This window comes from Myroides odoratimimus (assembly GCF_004337635.1).
In the GTDB taxonomy this organism is placed as follows: Bacteria; Bacteroidota; Bacteroidia; order Flavobacteriales; family Flavobacteriaceae; genus Flavobacterium; species Flavobacterium odoratimimum.
Map to the genome: position 1 here is coordinate 1,432,686 of NZ_CP037427.1, position 20,149 is coordinate 1,452,834.

The 20,149-nt window shown below is 37.4% G+C and carries 15 protein-coding genes; 2 read left to right on the plus strand and 13 right to left on the minus strand.

Annotated features, from left to right (window positions below; translation table 11 throughout):
- Window position 1: 1 nt before the first annotated feature.
- Entirely contained in the window at window positions 2–499 is a 498-nt protein-coding gene (locus E0Z07_RS06605; RefSeq protein WP_006257611.1) for an NUDIX hydrolase, read from the plus strand.
- 164 nt (window positions 500–663) lie between these two features.
- Here E0Z07_RS06605 and E0Z07_RS06610 read toward each other — a convergent pair whose 3' ends face one another.
- The 13 genes from E0Z07_RS06610 to E0Z07_RS06665 all read right to left on the minus strand — a co-directional run bounded on the left by E0Z07_RS06610 (window position 664) and on the right by E0Z07_RS06665 (window position 18,635).
- Window positions 664–1,503, minus strand: coding sequence for a DUF4349 domain-containing protein (locus E0Z07_RS06610; RefSeq protein WP_006257610.1), 840 nt, complete (start codon window positions 1,501–1,503; stop codon window positions 664–666).
- Between the two features lie 769 nt (window positions 1,504–2,272).
- Entirely contained in the window at window positions 2,273–3,232 is a 960-nt protein-coding gene (metF, locus tag E0Z07_RS06615; RefSeq protein WP_006257609.1) for a methylenetetrahydrofolate reductase [NAD(P)H], read from the minus strand.
- Window positions 3,229–6,960, minus strand: coding sequence for a methionine synthase (gene metH / locus E0Z07_RS06620; protein ID WP_131540493.1), 3,732 nt, complete (start codon window positions 6,958–6,960; stop codon window positions 3,229–3,231). Before metH ends, metF begins: the two co-directional genes overlap by 4 nt.
- Window positions 6,961–7,006: 46 nt before the next feature.
- Window positions 7,007–8,200: a trans-sulfuration enzyme family protein gene (locus tag E0Z07_RS06625; RefSeq protein WP_131540494.1), complete on the minus strand. Its 1,194-nt coding sequence runs from the start codon at window positions 8,198–8,200 to the stop codon at window positions 7,007–7,009.
- 644 nt (window positions 8,201–8,844) lie between these two features.
- Window positions 8,845–11,247 (minus strand): bifunctional aspartate kinase/homoserine dehydrogenase I, encoded by a 2,403-nt coding sequence (thrA, locus tag E0Z07_RS06630; RefSeq protein WP_225581464.1) that lies wholly within the window; start codon window positions 11,245–11,247, stop codon window positions 8,845–8,847.
- Window positions 11,248–11,259: 12 nt separating this feature from the next.
- Window positions 11,260–12,225 carry an alpha/beta fold hydrolase gene (locus E0Z07_RS18210; RefSeq protein WP_225581465.1) on the minus strand — a complete coding sequence of 322 codons (966 nt, stop codon included), beginning with the start codon at window positions 12,223–12,225 and terminating at the stop codon, window positions 11,260–11,262.
- Window positions 12,226–12,241: 16 nt separating this feature from the next.
- Entirely contained in the window at window positions 12,242–13,381 is a 1,140-nt protein-coding gene (locus E0Z07_RS06635; RefSeq protein ID WP_131540495.1) for a trans-sulfuration enzyme family protein, read from the minus strand.
- Between the two features lies 1 nt (window position 13,382).
- Window positions 13,383–14,657: an O-acetylhomoserine aminocarboxypropyltransferase/cysteine synthase family protein gene (locus E0Z07_RS06640; RefSeq protein WP_006266182.1), complete on the minus strand. Its 1,275-nt coding sequence runs from the start codon at window positions 14,655–14,657 to the stop codon at window positions 13,383–13,385.
- 476 nt (window positions 14,658–15,133) lie between these two features.
- Entirely contained in the window at window positions 15,134–15,841 is a 708-nt protein-coding gene (locus E0Z07_RS06645) for a tRNA1(Val) (adenine(37)-N6)-methyltransferase (protein ID WP_006266183.1), read from the minus strand.
- 92 nt (window positions 15,842–15,933) lie between these two features.
- The gene (locus tag E0Z07_RS06650; protein ID WP_131540496.1) at window positions 15,934–16,689 is read right to left on the minus strand and encodes a GLPGLI family protein; all 756 of its coding nucleotides are present in this window, start codon (window positions 16,687–16,689) and stop codon (window positions 15,934–15,936) included.
- Between the two features lie 280 nt (window positions 16,690–16,969).
- Window positions 16,970–17,500: a P-loop NTPase family protein gene (locus tag E0Z07_RS06655; protein WP_006262652.1), complete on the minus strand. Its 531-nt coding sequence runs from the start codon at window positions 17,498–17,500 to the stop codon at window positions 16,970–16,972.
- 64 nt (window positions 17,501–17,564) lie between these two features.
- On the minus strand, window positions 17,565–18,095 hold the full coding sequence (gene rimM / locus E0Z07_RS06660) for a ribosome maturation factor RimM (RefSeq protein ID WP_006257597.1): 531 nt from the start codon (window positions 18,093–18,095) through the stop codon (window positions 17,565–17,567).
- 12 nt (window positions 18,096–18,107) lie between these two features.
- A complete protein-coding gene (locus tag E0Z07_RS06665; RefSeq protein WP_006257596.1) occupies window positions 18,108–18,635 on the minus strand; it encodes a 30S ribosomal protein S16 in 528 nt (175 codons plus the stop codon).
- A 581-nt stretch (window positions 18,636–19,216) separates the two neighbouring features.
- Between E0Z07_RS06665 and E0Z07_RS06670 the strand changes: the two genes are divergently transcribed.
- The gene (locus E0Z07_RS06670) at window positions 19,217–19,822 is read left to right on the plus strand and encodes a hypothetical protein (RefSeq protein ID WP_131540497.1); all 606 of its coding nucleotides are present in this window, start codon (window positions 19,217–19,219) and stop codon (window positions 19,820–19,822) included.
- Window positions 19,823–20,149 lie beyond the last annotated feature (327 nt).

Sequence of the window (20,149 nt, forward strand, 5' to 3'; positions counted from 1 at the left end):
GATGAGTACAACTGCTGTTCCGTTAGGAATAAAAAGAATAGCAACACTGTGTGTGTTGAGAAATGGGAATAACTTTATGCTTCTAAAGCGTTTAAAAGAACCCAATAAAGATACGTATACTCCTGTGGGAGGTAAGATAGAACCTTTCGAAACTCCTGAAGAGGGGGTGATCCGTGAGACATTTGAAGAGACAGGGATAAGAGTAGATAAGGTGAAGTTCTGCGGAATACTGACAGAGACTTCTCCTGTGAAGTATAATTGGCTAAGCTATGTGTACGTAGCAGATATCGATGCTGTCACTCCTCCTGAGTGTAACGAGGGAACTTTAGAGTGGATAGCGTATGAGGACTTGCTAAATGTACCTACTCCGAAGACAGATTGGTTTATTTATAAATACATCTTAGAGAATAAGCCTTTTGTGTTTCATGCATTATACGATGGAGAGTTGAATCTGTTAGAGATGAAGGAGGAGATTTCTAATGAGGAATTAGGAATTTAGAATTAGGTATGGTTTACGGTTCATAGTTTATGGTTTTTACCTGCGACATTAGGTATAAGTAGGATTTTACTGTAGAGACGCAAGATTTTGCGTGTCACATAAAGCAGGTAGATACACAATTAATATAAAAAGCCCTACTATAATGGTAGGGCTTTTGCTTTATATTAGTTTATTTTATTCTGTTTTCTGCGTTTTCTGATACGTCTGATGATAAAGATTAATCCAATTGAGATTAGGATAAATGGCCAGATATAGAATAGCCCTATTACGAATGATAATAGATTACTCCATCCAGAACCAAAGGCAGATGATATTTCGTGTCCAAAGCCTGTTGTTGATTCTCCTTTTTCATAGAAAGTTACCGTAAGAGTACTTAGCGATATTCTACTCTTTAGGTACTTTAGTCGTCCTTCGAATGACTCAATATCCGCACGTAGAGCCCCTAGTTCTCTTTCTATTCTTAGAATATCATCTATCGTGTTAGCGCGTTTAAGTAATTCTTTATAGCGTTCTTCTATTTCTTTTTTCGTCTTGATTCTCGCTTCTATATCGATGAACTCTTCGGTTACATCTAAGGCATTGATATTTTTGCTGTCTACTTTAGTGGCAGTCTGTGTAACTCCTTCTAACAAGGTTTCGAAGTTCTTTGCTGGTACGCGAATCACAATGGTATGTTCAGTGCGATTGCCATAGACATTTGATGTGTCTTGTGATAGATATCCGTTGAGTTTTTTACTACTTGCTACGATATTAGCTCGAGTTTCTTGTGCATTAGAAGTTTCGAAACGTATATTCCCTTCTTTGACTATCATACGCTCAGGTACAGTGATATCTTGAGTAGAATCTGTGGATTGTGGTGCTTCGGCAGTAGTTTCTGCAGCCGCATCTGTTGTGCTGATATCTTCTAAAGCAACAGCAGAGATTTCTCCGTATTCTGCTGATTTAGAGCAAGAGGCTAATGCTATGAATAACATTAGGGTTAATAGTTTGAGTGTCTTTTTCATAGTTATTGTTTTACATTAACAAATGTAATAGATGGTTTAATATATAACCTATTAGAGGTTAAAAATATTGTTTTAAATCACTGATTATAGGGAGGAGTTTAATTGGGAATGGACAATTAAGAATGTTTTATATTGTCCTATTAGCTACAGTGTCCCACTTTCTGCTACTAAAAGTGATTAAATGATATCATTCATAGTCAGAATAGTCAGTATTAAAAAGAGCATTTGATAAGAGAAGTACTTTTGGAGGGTGATTGATAGTGTATCAGTTACCTTTTAAGTTCACTTAGAGGATGTTCTTTGAAATATTGTTTACGGTTCAATGTATTGTGGTTATTGTTTTTGACACGCAAGATATGCGTCTCTACTTTATGTGTGTTGTGGAGCTGTATGTGTAATGTTTATTGTGTAGTATTGGTGGTAGATGTTTATTGTGGTTACTGTGTTTGACACGCAAGATATGCGTCTCTACTTTATGTATGTTGTGGAGCTGTATGTGTAAGTTTTATTGTTCAGCATTGGTGGTAGATGTTTGTTGTGGTTACTGTGTTTGACACGCAAGATATGCGTCTTTACTTTATGTATGTTGTGGAGCTGTATGTGTGAGTTTTATTGTGTTGCATTGGTGGTAGATGTTTGTGGTGGAGTTATGATTTGTATAAAACATAAAACCTCTTGCTTTAAGACAAGAGGTTTATCACAACCAAAAAATTATAAATAACGAGCTTATTAGTTTGCGGTCTACAAGTGGTCAACCGCTCCCTGTTCTCTAAACTGTTGCAAGCTTAATGATGTTCTTGATATTGTCAGATTTACCCATTGAGTAGTAATGTACTATAGGGGTTCCTGCTTCTATCAATTCTCTTGACTGCTGGGCACACCATTCGATACCGATTTCGCGGATGGCAGCATTGTCTTTTGCTTTGAGTACCTCAGCAACCAAATCATCTGGTAAGTCAACTTTAAAACGTTGAGGTAATAGATTGAGTTGGCTTAAGGTAGCTAAAGGCTTTAGTCCTGGGATAATCGGCACATCAATACCAATTGATCTACATTTATCTACAAAGGCAAAGAACTTACTGTTGTCAAAAAACATCTGTGTAACAATGTATTCTGCTCCATTGTCTATCTTCTGCTTTAGGTATTTAAGATCTGTGTCAAAGTTAGGTGCTTCCATGTGTTTCTCAGGGTAACCTGCTACTCCAACACAGAAGTCAGTCTTACTGGTATTCTCAAGTTCTGGGTCTAAATAGATACCTTGGTTAAGCTCACTTATTTGGGTAACTAGGTCAGAGGCATACTTATTTCCTTTGGGTTCAGGCTTAAAGTAAGTTTCGTTCTTTACAGCATCACCTCTAAGGGCTACAACATTATCAATACCTAAGAAATCAAGGTCTATGAGGAAGTTTTCGGTGTCTTCTTTGGTGAATCCTCCACATAAGATGTGCGGTATGGCGTCCAACTTGAATCTATTTTGGATAGCCGAACAAATGCCGACAGTTCCTGGTCTTTTTCTAACTGTTCTTTTTTCCCACAGTCCGTTGCCTGCTTCTTTGTACTCATATTCTTCTCGATGATACGTTACGTCTATGAAAGGAGGATCAAACTCCATTAGCGGTTCGATAGAGTCAAATATTCCTTGAATATTTTGCCCTTTTAAGGGAGGTAATATCTCAAAAGAGAATTGTGTTTTACCGTTTGCTTTTTGGATATGTTCTGTTACTTTCATGATTCGTTCGTCGTTAATTTATTATTTTGTGCTAAGTTGGGAGATAACCAACGTTCAGCTTCTTCTATTGATATATTTCTTCTATTGGCATAATCTTCTAATTGATCTTGTTCTATCTTACCTAACCCAAAGTATCTACTCTGTGGGTGGGCGAAGTAGTAACCAGATACTGCAGCAGCAGGGAACATCGCATAACTTTCTGTTAGACTAACACCTATTCGTTCTTCGACTTGTAGGAGTTTCCATATTGTACCTTTTTCTAAATGATCAGGACAAGCAGGATATCCTGGTGCTGGTCTGATACCTTGATATGCTTCTTTTATCAGTTCTTCATTACTAAGGCGTTCTGCAGAAGCATATCCCCATATTTCTTTGCGGACACGATGGTGTAGATATTCTGCAAAGGCTTCTACTAAACGATCTGCTAATGCCTTCACCATAATAGCGTTATAGTCATCAAGGTCGTCTTCGTATTCTTTTGCTATTTCATCTACTCCAAAACCTGTTGAGACTGCGAATAAACCAATGTAGTCTTCTAATCCACTTTCTTTTGGAGCAACAAAGTCCGCTAAGGCAATATTCGGAGCCTTGATATTCTTTAATGATTGTTGACGCAGTGTTAATAACTTATCTAATGTTTCTCCTTGTTCATTGTACACTTCGATATCATCATCATTAACTTGATTTGCAGGGAAAATACCTAAGACACCTCGTGCTTCGAACCAACGTTCATTAATAATCTTGTCTAACATAATCAAGGCATCATCATATACTTGTGTAGCTGTCTGCCCGACTACCTCATCTGTTAATATCTGAGGGAACTTACCATACAACTGCCAAGAACGGAAGAACGGTGCCCAATCTATAAATGGCAATAATTCGTCTAACTCTACTGTTACGGTTTTCGTACCGATAAAGTTGGGTTTAACAATGTCTTTAGCATCCCATTCTATCTTGACTTTGTTAGCTCTTGCTTGTTCTATTGTGATATAGCTTTTGTCTCTTGCTCTACCTAAGTAATCGCGTCTTAGCTGATCATATTCTTCTCTGATGTTATCTTTAAATGTTGCTTCAATTTCTTTTTGTAATAACTGATTAGCAATGGTAACTGAACGTGAGGCATCGTGTACATGTACAACACAATTCTTGTACTCTGGTGCTATCTTCACGGCTGTATGAACACGTGAAGTAGTTGCTCCACCAATCATGATTGGAATATTGCTATTGACCTTGTCTAATTCTTTAGCTAAGTGTACCATCTCGTCTAAAGAAGGTGTGATTAAACCACTTAGCCCAATGATATCCACTTGTTCTTTAATAGCTGTTTCAATAATCTTCTCAGGTGGAACCATTACCCCAAGGTCTATAATCTCATAGTTATTACAAGCCAATACCACAGCTACAATATTCTTACCGATGTCGTGTACATCTCCTCTCACAGTAGCCATAAGTATCTTACCAGCATTACCTACAGAGGCTTCTGCATTCTGTTTTTTACTTTCTTCAATAAACGGAAGTAGATAGGCTACAGCCTTCTTCATCACACGTGCAGACTTTACTACTTGTGGTAAGAACATCTTACCTGCTCCGAATAGGTCACCGACTACATTCATTCCATTCATTAGGTATTGTTCAATGACTTGGATAGGTTGAGGTACGCTTAGACGAGCTTCTTCTGTATCTTCTATGACATAAGTCTCTATTCCTTTTACTAATGCATGTGTTAGTCGGTCTTGGATACTACCTGAACGCCATTCTTCTACTTTGATTTCGGTTGATTGAATAGCACTTTCATTTTTAATACTTTCAGCAAAGTCTAATAGGCGTTCAGTCGCATCATCACGTCTATTTAGCAACACGTCTTCTACGTGTTCCATTAGATCTTTGTCTACCTCATCGTACACTTCTAACATCTCAGGATTCACTATACCCATATTCATACCGTGCTGTATTGCATGGTATAAGAAGGCTGCATGCATCGCTTCACGTACTTTATTATTCCCTCTAAACGAGAAAGAAACATTACTTACACCACCACTTACATTGGCGTAAGGAAGGTTCTCTCTAATCCATTTGGTGGCATTAAAGAAGTCCAAAGCATTGTTGTTGTGCTCTTCCATTCCTGTCGCAACAGGAAATATGTTAGGGTCAAAGATGATGTCCTGAGGTGCGAAGTTCACTTGGTTGACTAATATATCATAAGAACGTTGGCAGATCTCTATACGTCTTTCTAAAGAATCTGCCTGTCCTTTTTCGTCGAATGCCATTACTACAGAGGCAGCTCCATAGCGTTTGATTAATTTAGCGTGTTCGATAAATAACTCTTCTCCCTCTTTTAGGCTGATAGAGTTCACAATCGCTTTACCTTGTACTACGCGTAGTCCTGCTTCGATAATCTCCCATTTAGAGCTATCAATCATAATAGGAACTTTCGCAATATCTGGTTCAGAGGCTATGAGATTAAGGAAGTTAGTCATACAGTGTACACCGTCTAACAGTCCTTCATCCATATTAATGTCTATAACCTGAGCACCACCCTCTACTTGTTCTCTTGCAACAGCTAGAGCTTCGTCAAATTTCTCTTCTTTAATCAGACGCAGGAACTTACGAGAACCTGTAACATTGGTACGCTCACCTATGTTGATAAAGTTAGCCTCGGCAGTTACATATAGTGGTTCTAATCCAGATAAGGCAAGCACAGGCTTTAGGTTGAATTGCTTTGGTTGTCTATCTTTACTGTGTTCTGCTACTGCCTGAGCAATTAACTTAATATGCTCTGGTGTAGTACCACAACAACCTCCAATAATCTGTACCAAGTTTTGACTCAAGAAGCTATCGATTAGTTCTTTCATCTCTGTTGGTGTTTGGTCATATTCTCCAAAGGCATTTGGTAACCCCGCATTTGGGTGAGCAGAGATATTCACTGCTGCGTGTTGACTCAGTTGTTTTACATACGGCTCTAATTGCTCCGCTCCTAAAGCACAGTTAAACCCTATACTCAATAAAGGGATATGTGCTATAGAAATCAGAAAAGCCTCAACAGTCTGTCCTGACAAGGTACGCCCCGAAGCATCAGTTATCGTACCTGAAATCATAATCGGAATATCGATACCTCGTTCTGCTTGTATCTCGTCTATAGCGAATAAAGCTGCTTTAGCATTAAGGGTGTCGAATATAGTCTCGACTAATAGTAAGTCACATCCACCGTCTAATAATGCTTCTGCTTGCTGTTTATACGCTATACGCAGTTCTTCAAAAGTAATGGCACGGTATCCTGGATTATTTACATCAGGAGATAAACTCGCTGTCTTATTCGTCGGACCGATAGCTCCTGCTACATAGCGAGGTCTATCAGGGTCTAAAGCTTCTACTTCGTCTGCTACTTCTCGTGCTATCTTAGCCGATTGGTAGTTTAGTTCGTATACTATATCTTCAAGGTGATAGTCTGCCATAGCAATGGTAGTTCCTGAGAAGGTATTCGTAGATAAAATATCAGCTCCTGCCAAAAGATATTGTCTGTGTACTTCTTTTACAGCGTCAGGTTGAGTGATAGACAACAAGTCATTATTTCCTTTTAAAGGATGAGCAAAATCAGCAAAGCGCTCTCCTCTAAAGTCTTCTTCTGAGAATCGGTAAGCCTGAAGCATTGTACCCATTGCTCCATCGAGTACTAATGTTCTTTGTTTTAATAGGCTTCTGATATCAGTATGTATAAGTGTTGTTGACATAATTTTCTCTTTTAATCAATGTTTTTTGAAGTGTCTTGAACTTGTTTTACTGTGCAGCAGTTAAAGCTTGTTCTAAGTCACGGATAATATCTTTTGTATTCTCTAAACCGACAGATAGACGTATCAGGTTGTCTGTAATACCTGTGGCTATTTTTTCTTCTGCAGGAACCTTACTATGTGTGGTAGAAGCAGGGTGGGTAACGATAGTTCTACTATCTCCTAGATTAGCAGTGCGACTACATAACTGTAAAGCATCTAAGAATGTTCTACCAGCATCTAGTCCTCCTTTAATCCCAAAGGCAATGATGTTACCCCCTTGTTTCATTTGTTTTTTAGCAATTTCGTATTGTGGATGACTTGGCAAGAAAGGGTATTTGATAAACTCCACTGCTGGATGTTGTTCTAAATACTCGGCTATGGTCAAGGCATTCTCACAATGTCTGTCTACTCGTATGGCTAATGTCTCTAAGCTCTTAGATAATATCCAGGCATTAAATGGTGAGATACTAGCACCTATGGTACGGGCAAACAGATATATCTTATGGATGTATTCTTTATATCCTACGGTCACTCCTCCACAGGCTCTACCTTGCCCGTCAATTAACTTCGTAGCAGAGTGCACTATGATATGAGCTCCTAAGGTAATAGGGTTCTGTAGGTAGGGTGTAGCGAAGGTATTGTCAACGATAAAAATAAGGTTGTGCTTCTTCGCTATCTCTCCTAGATAGGCTAAGTCTAATACATCTACTCCTGGGTTAGTAGGACTCTCTGCAAATAGTATCTTAGTGTTTGGTCGAATCAATTGCTCTACATCGTATACTTGATTAAGGTCAAAGTAACTCGTCTCAACTCCCCACTCTGGAAAGGTATTACTGAATAACCCTCTCGTAGAACCAAAAATATTAGAACAAGAAACAATGTGATCACCTGTTTTTAATAACGGGAACAAGCTACAGTACACAGCCGCCATACCTGTAGCAAAGGCAAAACCTGCTTCTGCTTTTTCGAATAAACGTATCTTCTCAACCAGCTCTGTTTGGTTAGGGTTAGTAAAGCGAGAGTAAGAGTATTGTTGTATTTCTTCTGCAAATACAGCACGCATATTCTCTGCATCGTCAAAGACAAAGCTAGAGGTTAGGTATAGTGGTGTAGAGTGCTCATTGTATTGGGAGCGTTCTGTCTGTGTTCTTATGGCTTGTGTCTCAAAACAACAGCCTTCTTCATTGTTTCTTGTATTCATCTTTATTTAGTTTACGGTTAACGGTTCACAGTGGACAGTTAACGGTGTTAGTCTTTAGTTTTTGGGTAATAGTTATATATCAAATACAAATCAAAAGTAGTCGCTTGTATAAAGTCTTTTTACATACTTGACTATTATGATCTAATATGATTATTATAGTATTAAATGGTAGCATAAAGTGGGACACTATGTTGGTTTATGGTTTACAGTCTGTTCGTTAATTATCCACTGTTTACAGAATTAATATACTTGATGAACCTTGGGTGACACGGATAATAATCCGTCTCTACCTTGATATACTATGTGTACACAATGCCGAAGGCAAAACTGTTTACTGTCCACCAAATCCACAATATCAATTCAAGACAATGACTTCCTTGTTTACAGATTTAGTAAACTTGAAGAGCCTAGGGTGACACGGATGATAATCCGTCTCTACATTGATATACTATATGTACACAATGCCGAAGGCAAAAACTGTTCACTGTTCCCTAAATCCGCGACAATGACTTTGTTTACAGATTTAATAAATTTGATGAACGTTGGGTGACACGGATAATAATCCGTCTCTACATTGGTATACTATGTGTACACAATGCCGAAGGCAAGAACTGTTCACTGTCAACTGTCCACCGTTAACCAATTTATTTATCAGCTAATCTTAAGATATCTCCAAACACTCCACGTGCTGTAACAGATGCTCCAGCTCCAGCTCCTTGGATAATGATAGGGTTGTCACCATAGCTCTCTGTGTATATTTCGAATATACTGTCTGAACCTTTTAGTTGTCCTAATGCTGAGCCAGTAGGTACTTCGATTAGCTTCGTTTCTAATACTCCTTTGTCCTCTTGTAAGTCACCTGATAGTTCTCCTACATAGCGAAGTACTGTATCTGGTGCTAAGCCTTGTTTTATCTTATCGAAATAAGGGTTTAGCTCATCTAAGCTGTTTAAGAACGTTGGTGTATCCACAGCTTGTAAGTCTGTTGGAATTAAGTTTTGGATATTAATTTCTTCGAACTCGTTTTGTAGGTCTAACTCACGAGCAAGAATTAATAACTTACGTCCAACATCATTACCTGATAAGTCTTCACGAGGGTCTGGCTCTGTATATCCTTTCTCTATCGCTTCTTTCAGCACTTCACTGAATGGCCTATCTTGGATAGAGTAGTTGTTGAAGATGTAACTTAGACTTCCTGAGAACACTCCTTTTATCTTTGTGATATTTTCTCCTGATAAGTGAAGTAGTTTAATCGTATCAATCAATGGTAAACCTGCACCTACGTTTGTCTCGTATAGATATTCTTTGTGGTTTGCCTTTAATGTTTGACGAAGCTCTTTGTAGAAGCTATAAGAGATGGTGTTTGCTATCTTATTTGATGAGATAAGGTCAAAACCATTCTCTACTAACGGAATATAATTCTTGATAAACTCGCCCGAAGCTGTATTATCTATAGCTATTAAGTTCTCTAAGTGGTTAGCATTCGCATAGTCGATTACTTCTTGGATATTATAAGCAACACTTTTTTCTTTTAGATCTTCTCTCCAGTTACAGTTAATACCTCCATCGTTTAGCAATACTTTTTTTGAGTTACCAATAGCGAAGATGTTAAGAGCTATATTCTTTTTACCTTCTATAGATTGAGCAGAGTGTAAGATCTGGTCGATTAAAGTTCCTCCTACTAATCCGTGTCCGAATACAGCGATGTTTATCTTCTTCGCGATACCGAATATTTGCCCGTGGATGACATTTAATGCTTTCTTTGCTTCTTCTTTACGAACAACTAAGCTTACGTTCTTTCCTGTTACCGTATTGTTGAATAGAATAGGAACGATCTTATTTTTCACTAATGCAGCATAAGGCTTGTCAAATGTACTTAGGTTTTGACCGATGATAGAGATCACTGCTATATCTCGGATGATAGAGATACTGTTCACATCACGAGTATAGAAATCATTAGAGAACTCTCTATTTAGTGCTTCTGCTGCTTTATCAGCATCTTTCTCTTCTACGATAAAACCTAATCCACGTTCTGAAGAACCTTGAGAGATAACACCTACGCTAATTCCTTCATTCGCTAATGCTGTAAATACACGAGCATCAACTCCTACGATACCTAATAACCCACGTCCTTCAAACTGTATTAAGGCAACATTAGACTGTACAGAAAGAGACTTGATTCCTTTAGCAGTAGTCTTGTTAGAGATTAATGTTCCTTTGTTATCTGGGTTTAATGTATTCAAGATACGCAGAGGAATATTGTTTTCTACCAGAGGTAATATCGTTTTGGCATGTAAGATAGAAGCTCCGAAGTTAGCTAACTCATTTGCTTCATCGAAGTGAAGTTCTTCTATCTTCTGAGCGTTCTTTACCCAATCAGGATTAGCAGTATAGATACCGTCTACGTGAGTATAGTTTTGCAATTCATCTGCTTGAATAAAATTAGCTAATAGAGCTGCCGAGTAGTTACTACCATTGCGACCTAGTGTAGTCGTTTCCCCTTTTTCAGTTGCACCGATAAACCCTGTTACTACTGCAATAGTCCCTTTGTCTAAGGTAGCAAAGTAAGCTTGTGTTTTCTTTTTCGATACTTCATCTAATGCTTGTGCACTACCGAAGTTGTTATCTGTGATAAAGAATTGACGGCTATCTACAGCAATGGCTTTTATTCCTTTGGCATTTAACTGAGCAGCTAAAATCTTACTTGATATTAATTCCCCTTGTGCTAATACTTGGTCTTTAATTTTTAACCCGTAGTCTTCAATTAAAGAAACTCCTTCGTATAATTTGCTCAATACTTCTATTTCTGTATGTATATCTGCTTCATTGTGATATGCTCTGTTTTTGAACGCTTCAAAAGCAGTTGTATAATCTTGTTTAGTCTTTGCTAAGTCTAATATATTCTCTAAGGTATCTGTTGTATCTCCGATAGCAGAAACTACTATGGTAATAGGTCCTTCGTTTACCTTTTTCTTAATGATATTGATTACGTTGTCAAAAGCTTGCCCTGATGCAAGAGACTTTCCTCCAAACTTTACTATTTTCATGATGTGCTGATTTTAGAATAATGGTTTTAATAAATTGTTTAATTGTTCGTATTCAATTAAGAAGGCATCGTGGCCGTGTATTGATTGAATCTCTTGGTATGTAATGTGTTTGCAACAGTCCTTTAATAAAGCGACTGTCTGTTCTTGTTCTTTGTTTGTGAACATATAATCTGTATCTACTGCTATACAGTGTATCTGTGCACTTGTTAGTTGAGCAAAAGCCTTTAGACTATTTTGTGTCTGTTCTTGACCTATTGTTTTGAGCAGGTGATTCATTAGCTTGTAAGCTTGTAGCTTAAATCGACTTTCTAAAGTCTGCCCATGATATTTAAGCCAACTCTCTATCGCATATTGGTTTTCACTTTCTTTATACCCATTGGCGAACTTCTGCTGGAGCGATGCAGGAGTGCGGTAGAGTAGCATAGCATGCATACGAGCATCTTCTATCGGCTTTGATGAGTTGTTCAGTATGCTGTCTTGTACTAAGGCATTACCTATTAACCAATCTGATGCTTTACAACTTGTCGCAATTGGGATTAAATGATCTACTGCCGTAGGTCTTATAAAAGCTAACTCCCATGCGATACTTCCTCCTAAGCTTCCTCCGATGATCGCATAAAGATGACTTACGTGTAATCGGTCTAAGGCTTTCCAAAACACTTCAGCGATAACTTTAGTCGTTAGCACTTTATAATCTTGGATGAGGTGTGCCTCTTGTTGGTTAAAACCATTGCCTGGGATATCAAAAGCGATAACTGTGTATTTGTTGAGATCGATTACTTTGTCATAACCTACTAAGCTATTCCACCAGCCGTTGTCTCCAGCTACTTGACTATTTCCTGTCAAAGCATGGTTAACCAATACGATAGGAGCACTGTGTAAAGGTTGTCCCACCACCTGATAGGTGAAGTGAAAAGTATGTGTACTTCCGTTTGGTAGTGTGTGATTAGTGATTGTTATTTCTTGTAAGCGACTCATGGTATTCTATTGTTATTTATTGTGCTAATGCTTGTTTGATATCTTCTATTAAATCCTCTGTTTCTTCTAATCCTATAGATAGTCTTATTAGACTTTCTGTTATCCCAGCTTGTATTTTAGTCTCTTTAGGTACGGAGCCATGAGACATTTCAAAGGGATAATTGCTCAAGCTCTTTATACCTCCTAAACCTTCTGTTAGGGTAAAGAGCTTTAAATTCTGTATGACTTGTAAGGCAGCTTCTTTTGTATTCTCTTTTAGATCAAAGCTGATGACGCCCCCGAAATACTTTTGTTGCTTCTTAGCAAGCTCATGTCCTTCATGACTCTTTAATCCTGGATAATATATCTTGTCTATCTTCGGATGCGTGCTGAGGTATTCTGCAATCTGGACAGCATTCTCAGAGTAACCTTTATATCTCAACAAGAGTGTTTCAATACCCCTGATGGTTAAGAAGCTATCGAAGGGACTTAGTATAGCTCCTGTTGAGTTTTGGTGGAACTTAATGACCTTTCCGATTTCTTCTGTTTTGGTTATTACTAATCCTGCTATTACATCAGAATGCCCTGCTATATACTTCGTAGCACTGTGTACCACGATATCAGCTCCTAAGTCTAACGGCTTTTGCGCTATCGGGGTAGCGAAGGTGTTATCTACGCATACCCATACGTTATGTTGCTTAGCGATACTCGTGATAGCTTGTATATCTGATATACGCAGTGTAGGGTTAGTAGGACTTTCTATCCATATCAATTTTGTTTTGTCATTGATTGCTTTCTTTACATTATCGGCTACTGTTGTATCTACATAATGAGTCTTGATCCCAAACTTTGCATATACTTCATTTAGCAGTCTGTATGTGCCACCGTAGATATTTGCTACTGCTATTACTTCATCTCCCTGACTAAGGGTTTTAAATACAGCATCTATAGCGGCAAGTCCACTGCCAAAAGCAAATCCCTTTGCACCATTCTCTAATGAAGCTATCAAGTTTTCTAATACCTGACGAGTAGGGTTGTTGGTACGGGTGTAATCAAATCCTTTGTTTACTCCTGGTGCTTCTTGAGCGAATGTCGTAGTCTGATAGATTGGTACGGCGATGGCTCCTGTGTGTGGGTCTATCGGAATGTGCTTTAGTATATCGGTTTGGGTACTCATCTTATAGTGTTTTAAATACGTTAGCTAAATCGGCTTTTAAATCTTCAATGTTTTCTATTCCTACTGACAGTCTGATTAAGTCAGGTGCTACCCCAGTTGCTTTCTGTTCAGCTACACTTAATTGTTGGTGTGTAGTAGAAGCAGGGTGGATGATTAAGGACTTAGTATCTCCGATGTTTGCAAGTAGTGAGAATAGTTTTGTCTCGTTCGCTACTGTCTTCGCTGCTTCAAATCCTTTTTTCAATCCGAATGTTACCACTCCACTTTGTCCTTTAGGCAAGTACTCTTTTGCTAAGTCGTGGTAAAGGCTTGATTTTAGTCCTGGATAGTTTACCCATGCTACAGCATCTTGTTTCTCTAACCACTCTGCTAATGCAAGAGCATTCTCACTGTGCTTTTGGATACGGATAGGCAATGTTTCTAATCCTTGGATGATTTGGAAAGCATTGAATGGACTAAGTGCTGCACCTAAATCTCTTAATCCTTCTACTCTGATTTTGGCAATGAAAGCGGCATTACCTAACGCTTGGTGATATATTAGTCCGTGGTATCCTGGTGATGGTTCTGTGAACTCTGGGAATCTACCACTTGACCAATCAAATGTCCCTGCATCGATAATCGCCCCACCTAGAGAAGTACCATTACCTGTGATATACTTAGTCAGCGAGTGTACTACGATATTAGCTCCATATTCGATAGGGTTAAGTAGAGCAGGAGAGGCAACAGTGTTATCTACGATGAAAGGTATCTTAAACTCTTGTGCAATCTTTGCTACTGCTTTTAGGTTAATGATGTCTAACTTAGGATTACCTAAACTCTCTACGAATATTGCTTTTGTGTTCTCTTGAATATTTATTCTGAAGTTCTCTACATCAGATGGATCTACGAAAGTGGTGTTGATACCGAATCTTGGAAGAGTAACATTAAATAAGTTATAAGTTCCTCCATATAAGCTATTAGATGATACGATGTGGTCTCCTGCTTTTAATAATGTTAAGAACGTTGTAGAGATAGCAGATGCTCCTGATGCTGTTACTACTGCTCCGATACCTCCCTCAAGTGCTGCTAAGCGTTGTTCTAAGATATCGTTAGTAGGGTTGTTTAATCTTGTATAGATATACGCTGGGATAGATAGGTTAAAAGCTCCTGCTGCATGATCAGCATTTTCGAATACATACGATGATGTCTGATAGATAGGCACTGCTCTTGTTCCTGCTGTAGATTGTACATTGTGTCCTGCGTGTAATGCTTGTGTTGAAAAATTTAGATTGCTCATGGTTATATTTTTTAATGTTTTAGTTTCTTGTTTTTTATTTTCTCAGTACTTAACCCTACTGAGTAAAGGGCATAAAAAAAGTCCTTTCGGCATTGCCAAAAGGACTTCAAGTATCTTAATCTTTTTGTTTAGATTATAACTAACTCGTTGACTTTAGGCAATAGGGCGTCGTGAACATCATCATGTTCATCATCATCATTGCCATCATCATTGTGTTAGTATTGAAAATCATGGTATTTATATTTATCTAATTATATACTGTTTGGTTTGGTGTAAAAAAAAAGCCCTCGCTATTGCAAGGGCTTTATATATGTTATTTAGAATTTAAGTTTATGCAAATAACAAGCCCTGCGGATTTCTCCACATCATCATTGTCATCATCATTGTATAAACTGTATTCATTTTTTCTTCTTTGTTTTCGTTGGTACAAATATCATTAATTTATTTTGGAATAAACAAAATAAAAGTAACTTTTTTTATAATTTTAAATAAAAATCTCTCACAAGTGCTTCAAATGCTGGGGTGTACTGATGTCTCTCTACTTCGATAGTTAGCTCATCTAAGGGGATTTTCTCTACTAATTGACGTGAAAAAGCAATTAAGCTACGTTTGATTTCAGCTTGTTCGTTCCCTCGAACGCGAGTTACCTTGAATGGATAGATACCAAACTCGGCTGCTAATCTCATCAATGTCTCTTCTTCTTTGGCTGGAATAATTACACTAAACACTCCTTTCTCAGACAAGAAATATTCTACCGCCTCAATTAATAAATCAAAAGGCATCGCATCCTGAAAACGAGCAGTATCTCTCTGCTTATCATTCGTGTGATAATCTTCACTATAGAAGGGAGGATTAGAGATAATTAGATCATATTCTTCTTCCATCTCATTAGCGAAGGTCTCTAAATCGGCATGGTAACAGAATAGTCTATCACCCCAAGGGCTGTTCTCAAAGTTCTCTACAGCTTGCTCATGTGCGTTTTCGTCTATTTCTACTCCATCTATCTGCTCTGCACCTGTGCGCTGCGCCATCATTAAGGCTAATAGTCCTGTGCCTGATCCTATGTCTAACACATTGTAAGGATTATTGTCTATCGGTGTCCATGCTCCTAATAGTACTCCATCCGTACCTACCTTCATCGCACATTTATCCTGCTGTATCGTAAACTGTTTAAATTGAAACATCTTGCTTAGTCTTTTTGCAAAAGTACAAAAAGGAGGTTTAGCGACCTAATGTATAGCTGTACAGAAGTGTAAGTGAGAATAAAAGACTTAAGTTAAAAATCACGTTCAATTGGGTTCTCACTATCACCTACTTTTCTATTGAAATATTCAGCAGTAACTTTGTCCAGAACAGTACCTTTTTCTTCTAATAGTTGAGCATACGTTTTACTAGCCGCTACTTTGCGTGCTTTATTCGTTTGGTCTTTAGAATATTTTGCATACTTATCATCAGCGACAATATCCCATGAAGTAGATACTTTCTGACTGTCAAGTAGTTCAAAAACAAAGTGATTCTCACTATCCCAAGCCTTCACTACGAAGCCAGGTAGATTAATGAATTTATAAGGGCCGCTCTGTACAGGTATATCTTGGGTGAATAGTACTGTCCATGCTCTACCACCATAAGTAGCAGTTGCTTCTTGTACCTTGTAGTTATTCCAGTCTTTAACCTCTGGAAGTATAGTCCACTTTATACTATTCTTATCTTCCTCATAATAGCTCAGATCTAATCCTATCTTATCATAGAACGAAGTAGTAGTCCCATCTGCATATACAGTCCATTTAAAGGTTGATTTATTGTTTTTTTCAGGATTATCTGTTTTTTGAGAGGTTACAAAACTATAGTTCATCAGATCTGTAAATCTAGATTCTTTGTCTTTTATATCAAGTATAGCATTACCATCACGGACAAGCTTCTTAGACCCATTGGCAATACTCGTTTTATAGCTGTATCTCATCACTTCTACTTCAGAGGTATTCTGAGCAAAAGAAGAGGTCATAATCAATAATAAGAATAGATACTTTTTCATAATTGTGGTTTTTATGAATCTAATATAATCCTTTTATTTAACTTATCTATGGGTTATTAATTATACTTAAAGGCTATTCGTTTGTGCTGTTGATAAAAAATTAGAATATTTTTTTAAAATGATTAAGCGTAATTTATAGTTAAGGAATAACCCAAAGGGGAGGTAGAGGCTTGAAAGAACCTTGGAAAGAATAAAGAGATGATGTGAAAAGTAAGATATAGGTATTGTAAAGGGTATAAATGAATTTTAAATCAATTTAACAACTATCAGAATAGACTATTTACAATCCCCACACTCTATACCACTTCATTAGTTCTTTAAAACTTCTGATATGGATGAAGGTAGCAGAGCTATTGTTAATCAGTTCTACATACTTAGGGCTTTTTTTAGGAGCTTCGAATAAGATATACTTGACCATTTTCATACTGAATTGACTCTTGGCACCATCTAAGTTGCCAGGGCGAGTATCTCTGTGTGTGATACTGCGCTTTATATATCTGTACAATGCTCCGATAGGAGAGAAGTCTAACCAGATAATACACGTAGCCTCTTTAAATCGCTCAGGCATTAAGAAGCTATAGTTGCCTTCTATCACCCAGTCTGTATGATCCGTTAAGAATGTCTGATGATCAGCTGTCATAAGTGCTTTGTCACGAGGTGTCCAGTCTGTATTAGGGATATGTGCTATCTGATCTAAATGCAGGATATTTAGATTCAGTTTCTTCCCTAAAGCTTGTGCTAGAGTAGACTTGCCAGAGGAGCTAAGTCCAATGATGCAGATGCGATTACCTAAGTCATGTAGTGCTACCATAATCGACAAATATAAAAACAAAAAACCTCGAAACAAGTGTCTCGAGGTTGTATTGTATGATGTATTATCTACCTAAATAAATATCTAATAACCCAACAGGTACATTAAGATATAACTTCTTATTCTCACGATCTACTTTATGGATAAGTTCATCTATCATCGGAACTAATATTTCGGTTCCGTTAAAGTCTATCTCGAATAGAGGTTGATAATTACTATCGTTTACTCTTTTTAGTTGACCTATTTCACCTTCGTTAGTATCTATTACATCGAAACCAGTGATTTCGTGGTAGTAGAATTTGTTTCCTTCTAGTTTAGGAAGCATCGTCAGTGGTAGGTATATCTCTGATCCGACTAATCGGTCAGCATCTTCTTCAGAGTTAGACTCCTCGAATTTAACTCTTAAAAAATCGCTTTTATGTAATGAAGCTTGTTCCATAAAAAAAGGAACCAGTTGTCCGTCGAAGTCGACGAACACTGATTCCAAGTTTTCGTATAACTCAGGTTCATCGGTGTCTAAATAAATAAGCACCTCCCCTTTAAAGCTAAATTTCTTTGCGATTTTGCCTAAATAGAAACAATCCTTTTTACGCATATCGCTAGTAAATTATGCTTGAGTTTCTTCGTTGCTTTCTTCAGTTGCTTCAGCAGTTTCTTCTGCAGGAGCAGCTTGTGCTTCAGCAGCTTTAGCTTGAGCAGCAGCAGCACGCTTAGCGTTTACTTCTTTCTCAGCAGCTAATCTAGCAGCTTTGTCAGCAGCTTTAGAAGAAGATAATCCTTCTTTCTTAGCGTTGATTTTAGCAGCTTTTTCTTCTAACCAAGCAGCGAATTTCGCGTCAGCTTGCTCTTGAGTTAAAGCTCCTTTTTTAACTCCACCTTGTAAGTGGTGTTTTAACATTGCTCCTTTGTAAGAAAGTAATGTTCTAGCAGTATCTGTAGGTTGAGCACCATTGAATAACCATTTAACAGCAGCATCAACATCTAATTCTACAGTTGCAGGGTTAGTATTAGGATTGTAAGTTCCGATTTTCTCTAAGAATTTACCATCTCTTTTAGCGCGTGCATCAGCAGCTACTACCCAGTAAAAAGGTTTTCCTTTTTTACCGTGTCTTTGTAATCTAATTTTTACAGACATAATTAATTTAATTAGTTGAGGTACCCGACCTCGGTTCAAAATTGAGCTGCAAAGATAATATTTATTTTGAAGTGATTCGTTAATATATTGATTTTTTTTATTTTCTATCTATCTGACACACTGTGTGTTCTATGACGTAAGTAAATCAATTCTCTTCTACTATTCTAAACTGAGCTAGTCTGTAGATTATTCGGGTAGAGAATTAGTACGCTTCGGTAAACTTATCTTTAACCTAAGTAAATACTGGTTATTTCCGAATGGTATCCGAAGGAATTAGTATAGAATTATTCTTGTTATTTGATGGTGAGGTGGTTAGGAAAGGAATGTATCTTCATTATTGTGCAAAAAGGGAATATTGAGGTATTAATGTCATAAGAGGGCAGATAAATATAGTTATGAAGAAGGGATGTTATAGTGAAGTATTAATGAAATTAGGTGGGTAAACTAACTTTAAAGACAATTACTTTTAGTAAATTACTTAGAGAATACAAAAGTTAATATTATATTAAAATAAAGCTTTTTTGTGTGGTTAAAATACTATATTTTTGTATTTGCTGTTATTAAAGAAGATAGTTAAAAATATGAAAAAGGTTATAGGGATAGTTTTGATGGTATTAGGGTTAGGATTCATCGCATGTGAGAATGAGACGAAGACTGCTGATCCGAGTATTATTGCGATGGTTAATAATGAAGAATTTACAACTGGAGTGAAATTCGAAACATGGAGACCTCAGTATACTGACTTAAGAGTGGCTAATGAGAATATACTGTATCTAAAGGCAGAAACGGATACAACGATGTTTACCTTAAGAGTTCCTTATGCTTTCTCGGACGTACCTGAAGAAAGAACATTCGCTTTTGGGGATGTAGTGCCAGTAGATGTGTCTGACCTAAAGACAGCTTTCGCACAGTATATCGTTTATGATAAAGTAACTAAGGTACCTATCGCTATCTATAAAACAGCGAATAATATCACTAATACTGGTGAATTTACGTTTGCGGATAAGGATAGTCAAGTGCCTGGAATGGTCACTGCAGAGTTCTTTGCGAATATGAAGAAAGATACTATGCCAGGGTTTTATAAATTAACTACGAAACAGAAAGAGTACTATAAGAATACACTTAGGGATATGAAGTCTTTCCAAGATGGCGTGGTGTACAGAATGTCTGTGAGCGTAGGGAAATAATTACGAATTATTAATTACGAATTAGGAATTTTTGCCTTCGGCATTGTGTGATATATAAGACTACTCTTTATGAGTGGTCTTTTTTTGTTTAGAGATGTCATGGATTGCAAATCTGCGACAACAATCCGCGATAACATTTCACGACAATAATCTGTGACAACTGTTTAATAATGTCACGGATTACAAATCCGCGACAACAATTCTTTATGAGTGGTCTTTTTTATATACTTTATGTATTCAAGTCTATGACAATGTACAGAACAACATAAATACAACATCACGACATCACAAAAACACAAAAGAACGACATCACAGCATCACTTCGTG

What these genes read in the sequence shown, in the direction of transcription:
- E0Z07_RS06605 (WP_006257611.1), top strand. Translation starts at nt 2, where the DNA reads ATGAGTACAACTGCTGTTCCGTTAGGAATAAAAAGAATAGCAACACTG.
- E0Z07_RS06610 (WP_006257610.1), bottom strand. Translation starts at nt 1,503, where the DNA reads ATGAAAAAGACACTCAAACTATTAACCCTAATGTTATTCATAGCATTA.
- metF (WP_006257609.1), bottom strand. Translation starts at nt 3,232, where the DNA reads ATGAAAGTAACAGAACATATCCAAAAAGCAAACGGTAAAACACAATTC.
- metH (WP_131540493.1), bottom strand. Translation starts at nt 6,960, where the DNA reads ATGTCAACAACACTTATACATACTGATATCAGAAGCCTATTAAAACAA.
- E0Z07_RS06625 (WP_131540494.1), bottom strand. Translation starts at nt 8,200, where the DNA reads ATGAATACAAGAAACAATGAAGAAGGCTGTTGTTTTGAGACACAAGCC.
- thrA (WP_225581464.1), bottom strand. Translation starts at nt 11,247, where the DNA reads ATGAAAATAGTAAAGTTTGGAGGAAAGTCTCTTGCATCAGGGCAAGCT.
- E0Z07_RS18210 (WP_225581465.1), bottom strand. Translation starts at nt 12,225, where the DNA reads ATGAGTCGCTTACAAGAAATAACAATCACTAATCACACACTACCAAAC.
- E0Z07_RS06635 (WP_131540495.1), bottom strand. Translation starts at nt 13,381, where the DNA reads ATGAGTACCCAAACCGATATACTAAAGCACATTCCGATAGACCCACAC.
- E0Z07_RS06640 (WP_006266182.1), bottom strand. Translation starts at nt 14,657, where the DNA reads ATGAGCAATCTAAATTTTTCAACACAAGCATTACACGCAGGACACAAT.
- E0Z07_RS06645 (WP_006266183.1), bottom strand. Translation starts at nt 15,841, where the DNA reads ATGTTTCAATTTAAACAGTTTACGATACAGCAGGATAAATGTGCGATG.
- E0Z07_RS06650 (WP_131540496.1), bottom strand. Translation starts at nt 16,689, where the DNA reads ATGAAAAAGTATCTATTCTTATTATTGATTATGACCTCTTCTTTTGCT.
- E0Z07_RS06655 (WP_006262652.1), bottom strand. Translation starts at nt 17,500, where the DNA reads ATGGTAGCACTACATGACTTAGGTAATCGCATCTGCATCATTGGACTT.
- rimM (WP_006257597.1), bottom strand. Translation starts at nt 18,095, where the DNA reads ATGCGTAAAAAGGATTGTTTCTATTTAGGCAAAATCGCAAAGAAATTT.
- E0Z07_RS06665 (WP_006257596.1), bottom strand. Translation starts at nt 18,635, where the DNA reads ATGTCTGTAAAAATTAGATTACAAAGACACGGTAAAAAAGGAAAACCT.
- E0Z07_RS06670 (WP_131540497.1), top strand. Translation starts at nt 19,217, where the DNA reads ATGAAAAAGGTTATAGGGATAGTTTTGATGGTATTAGGGTTAGGATTC.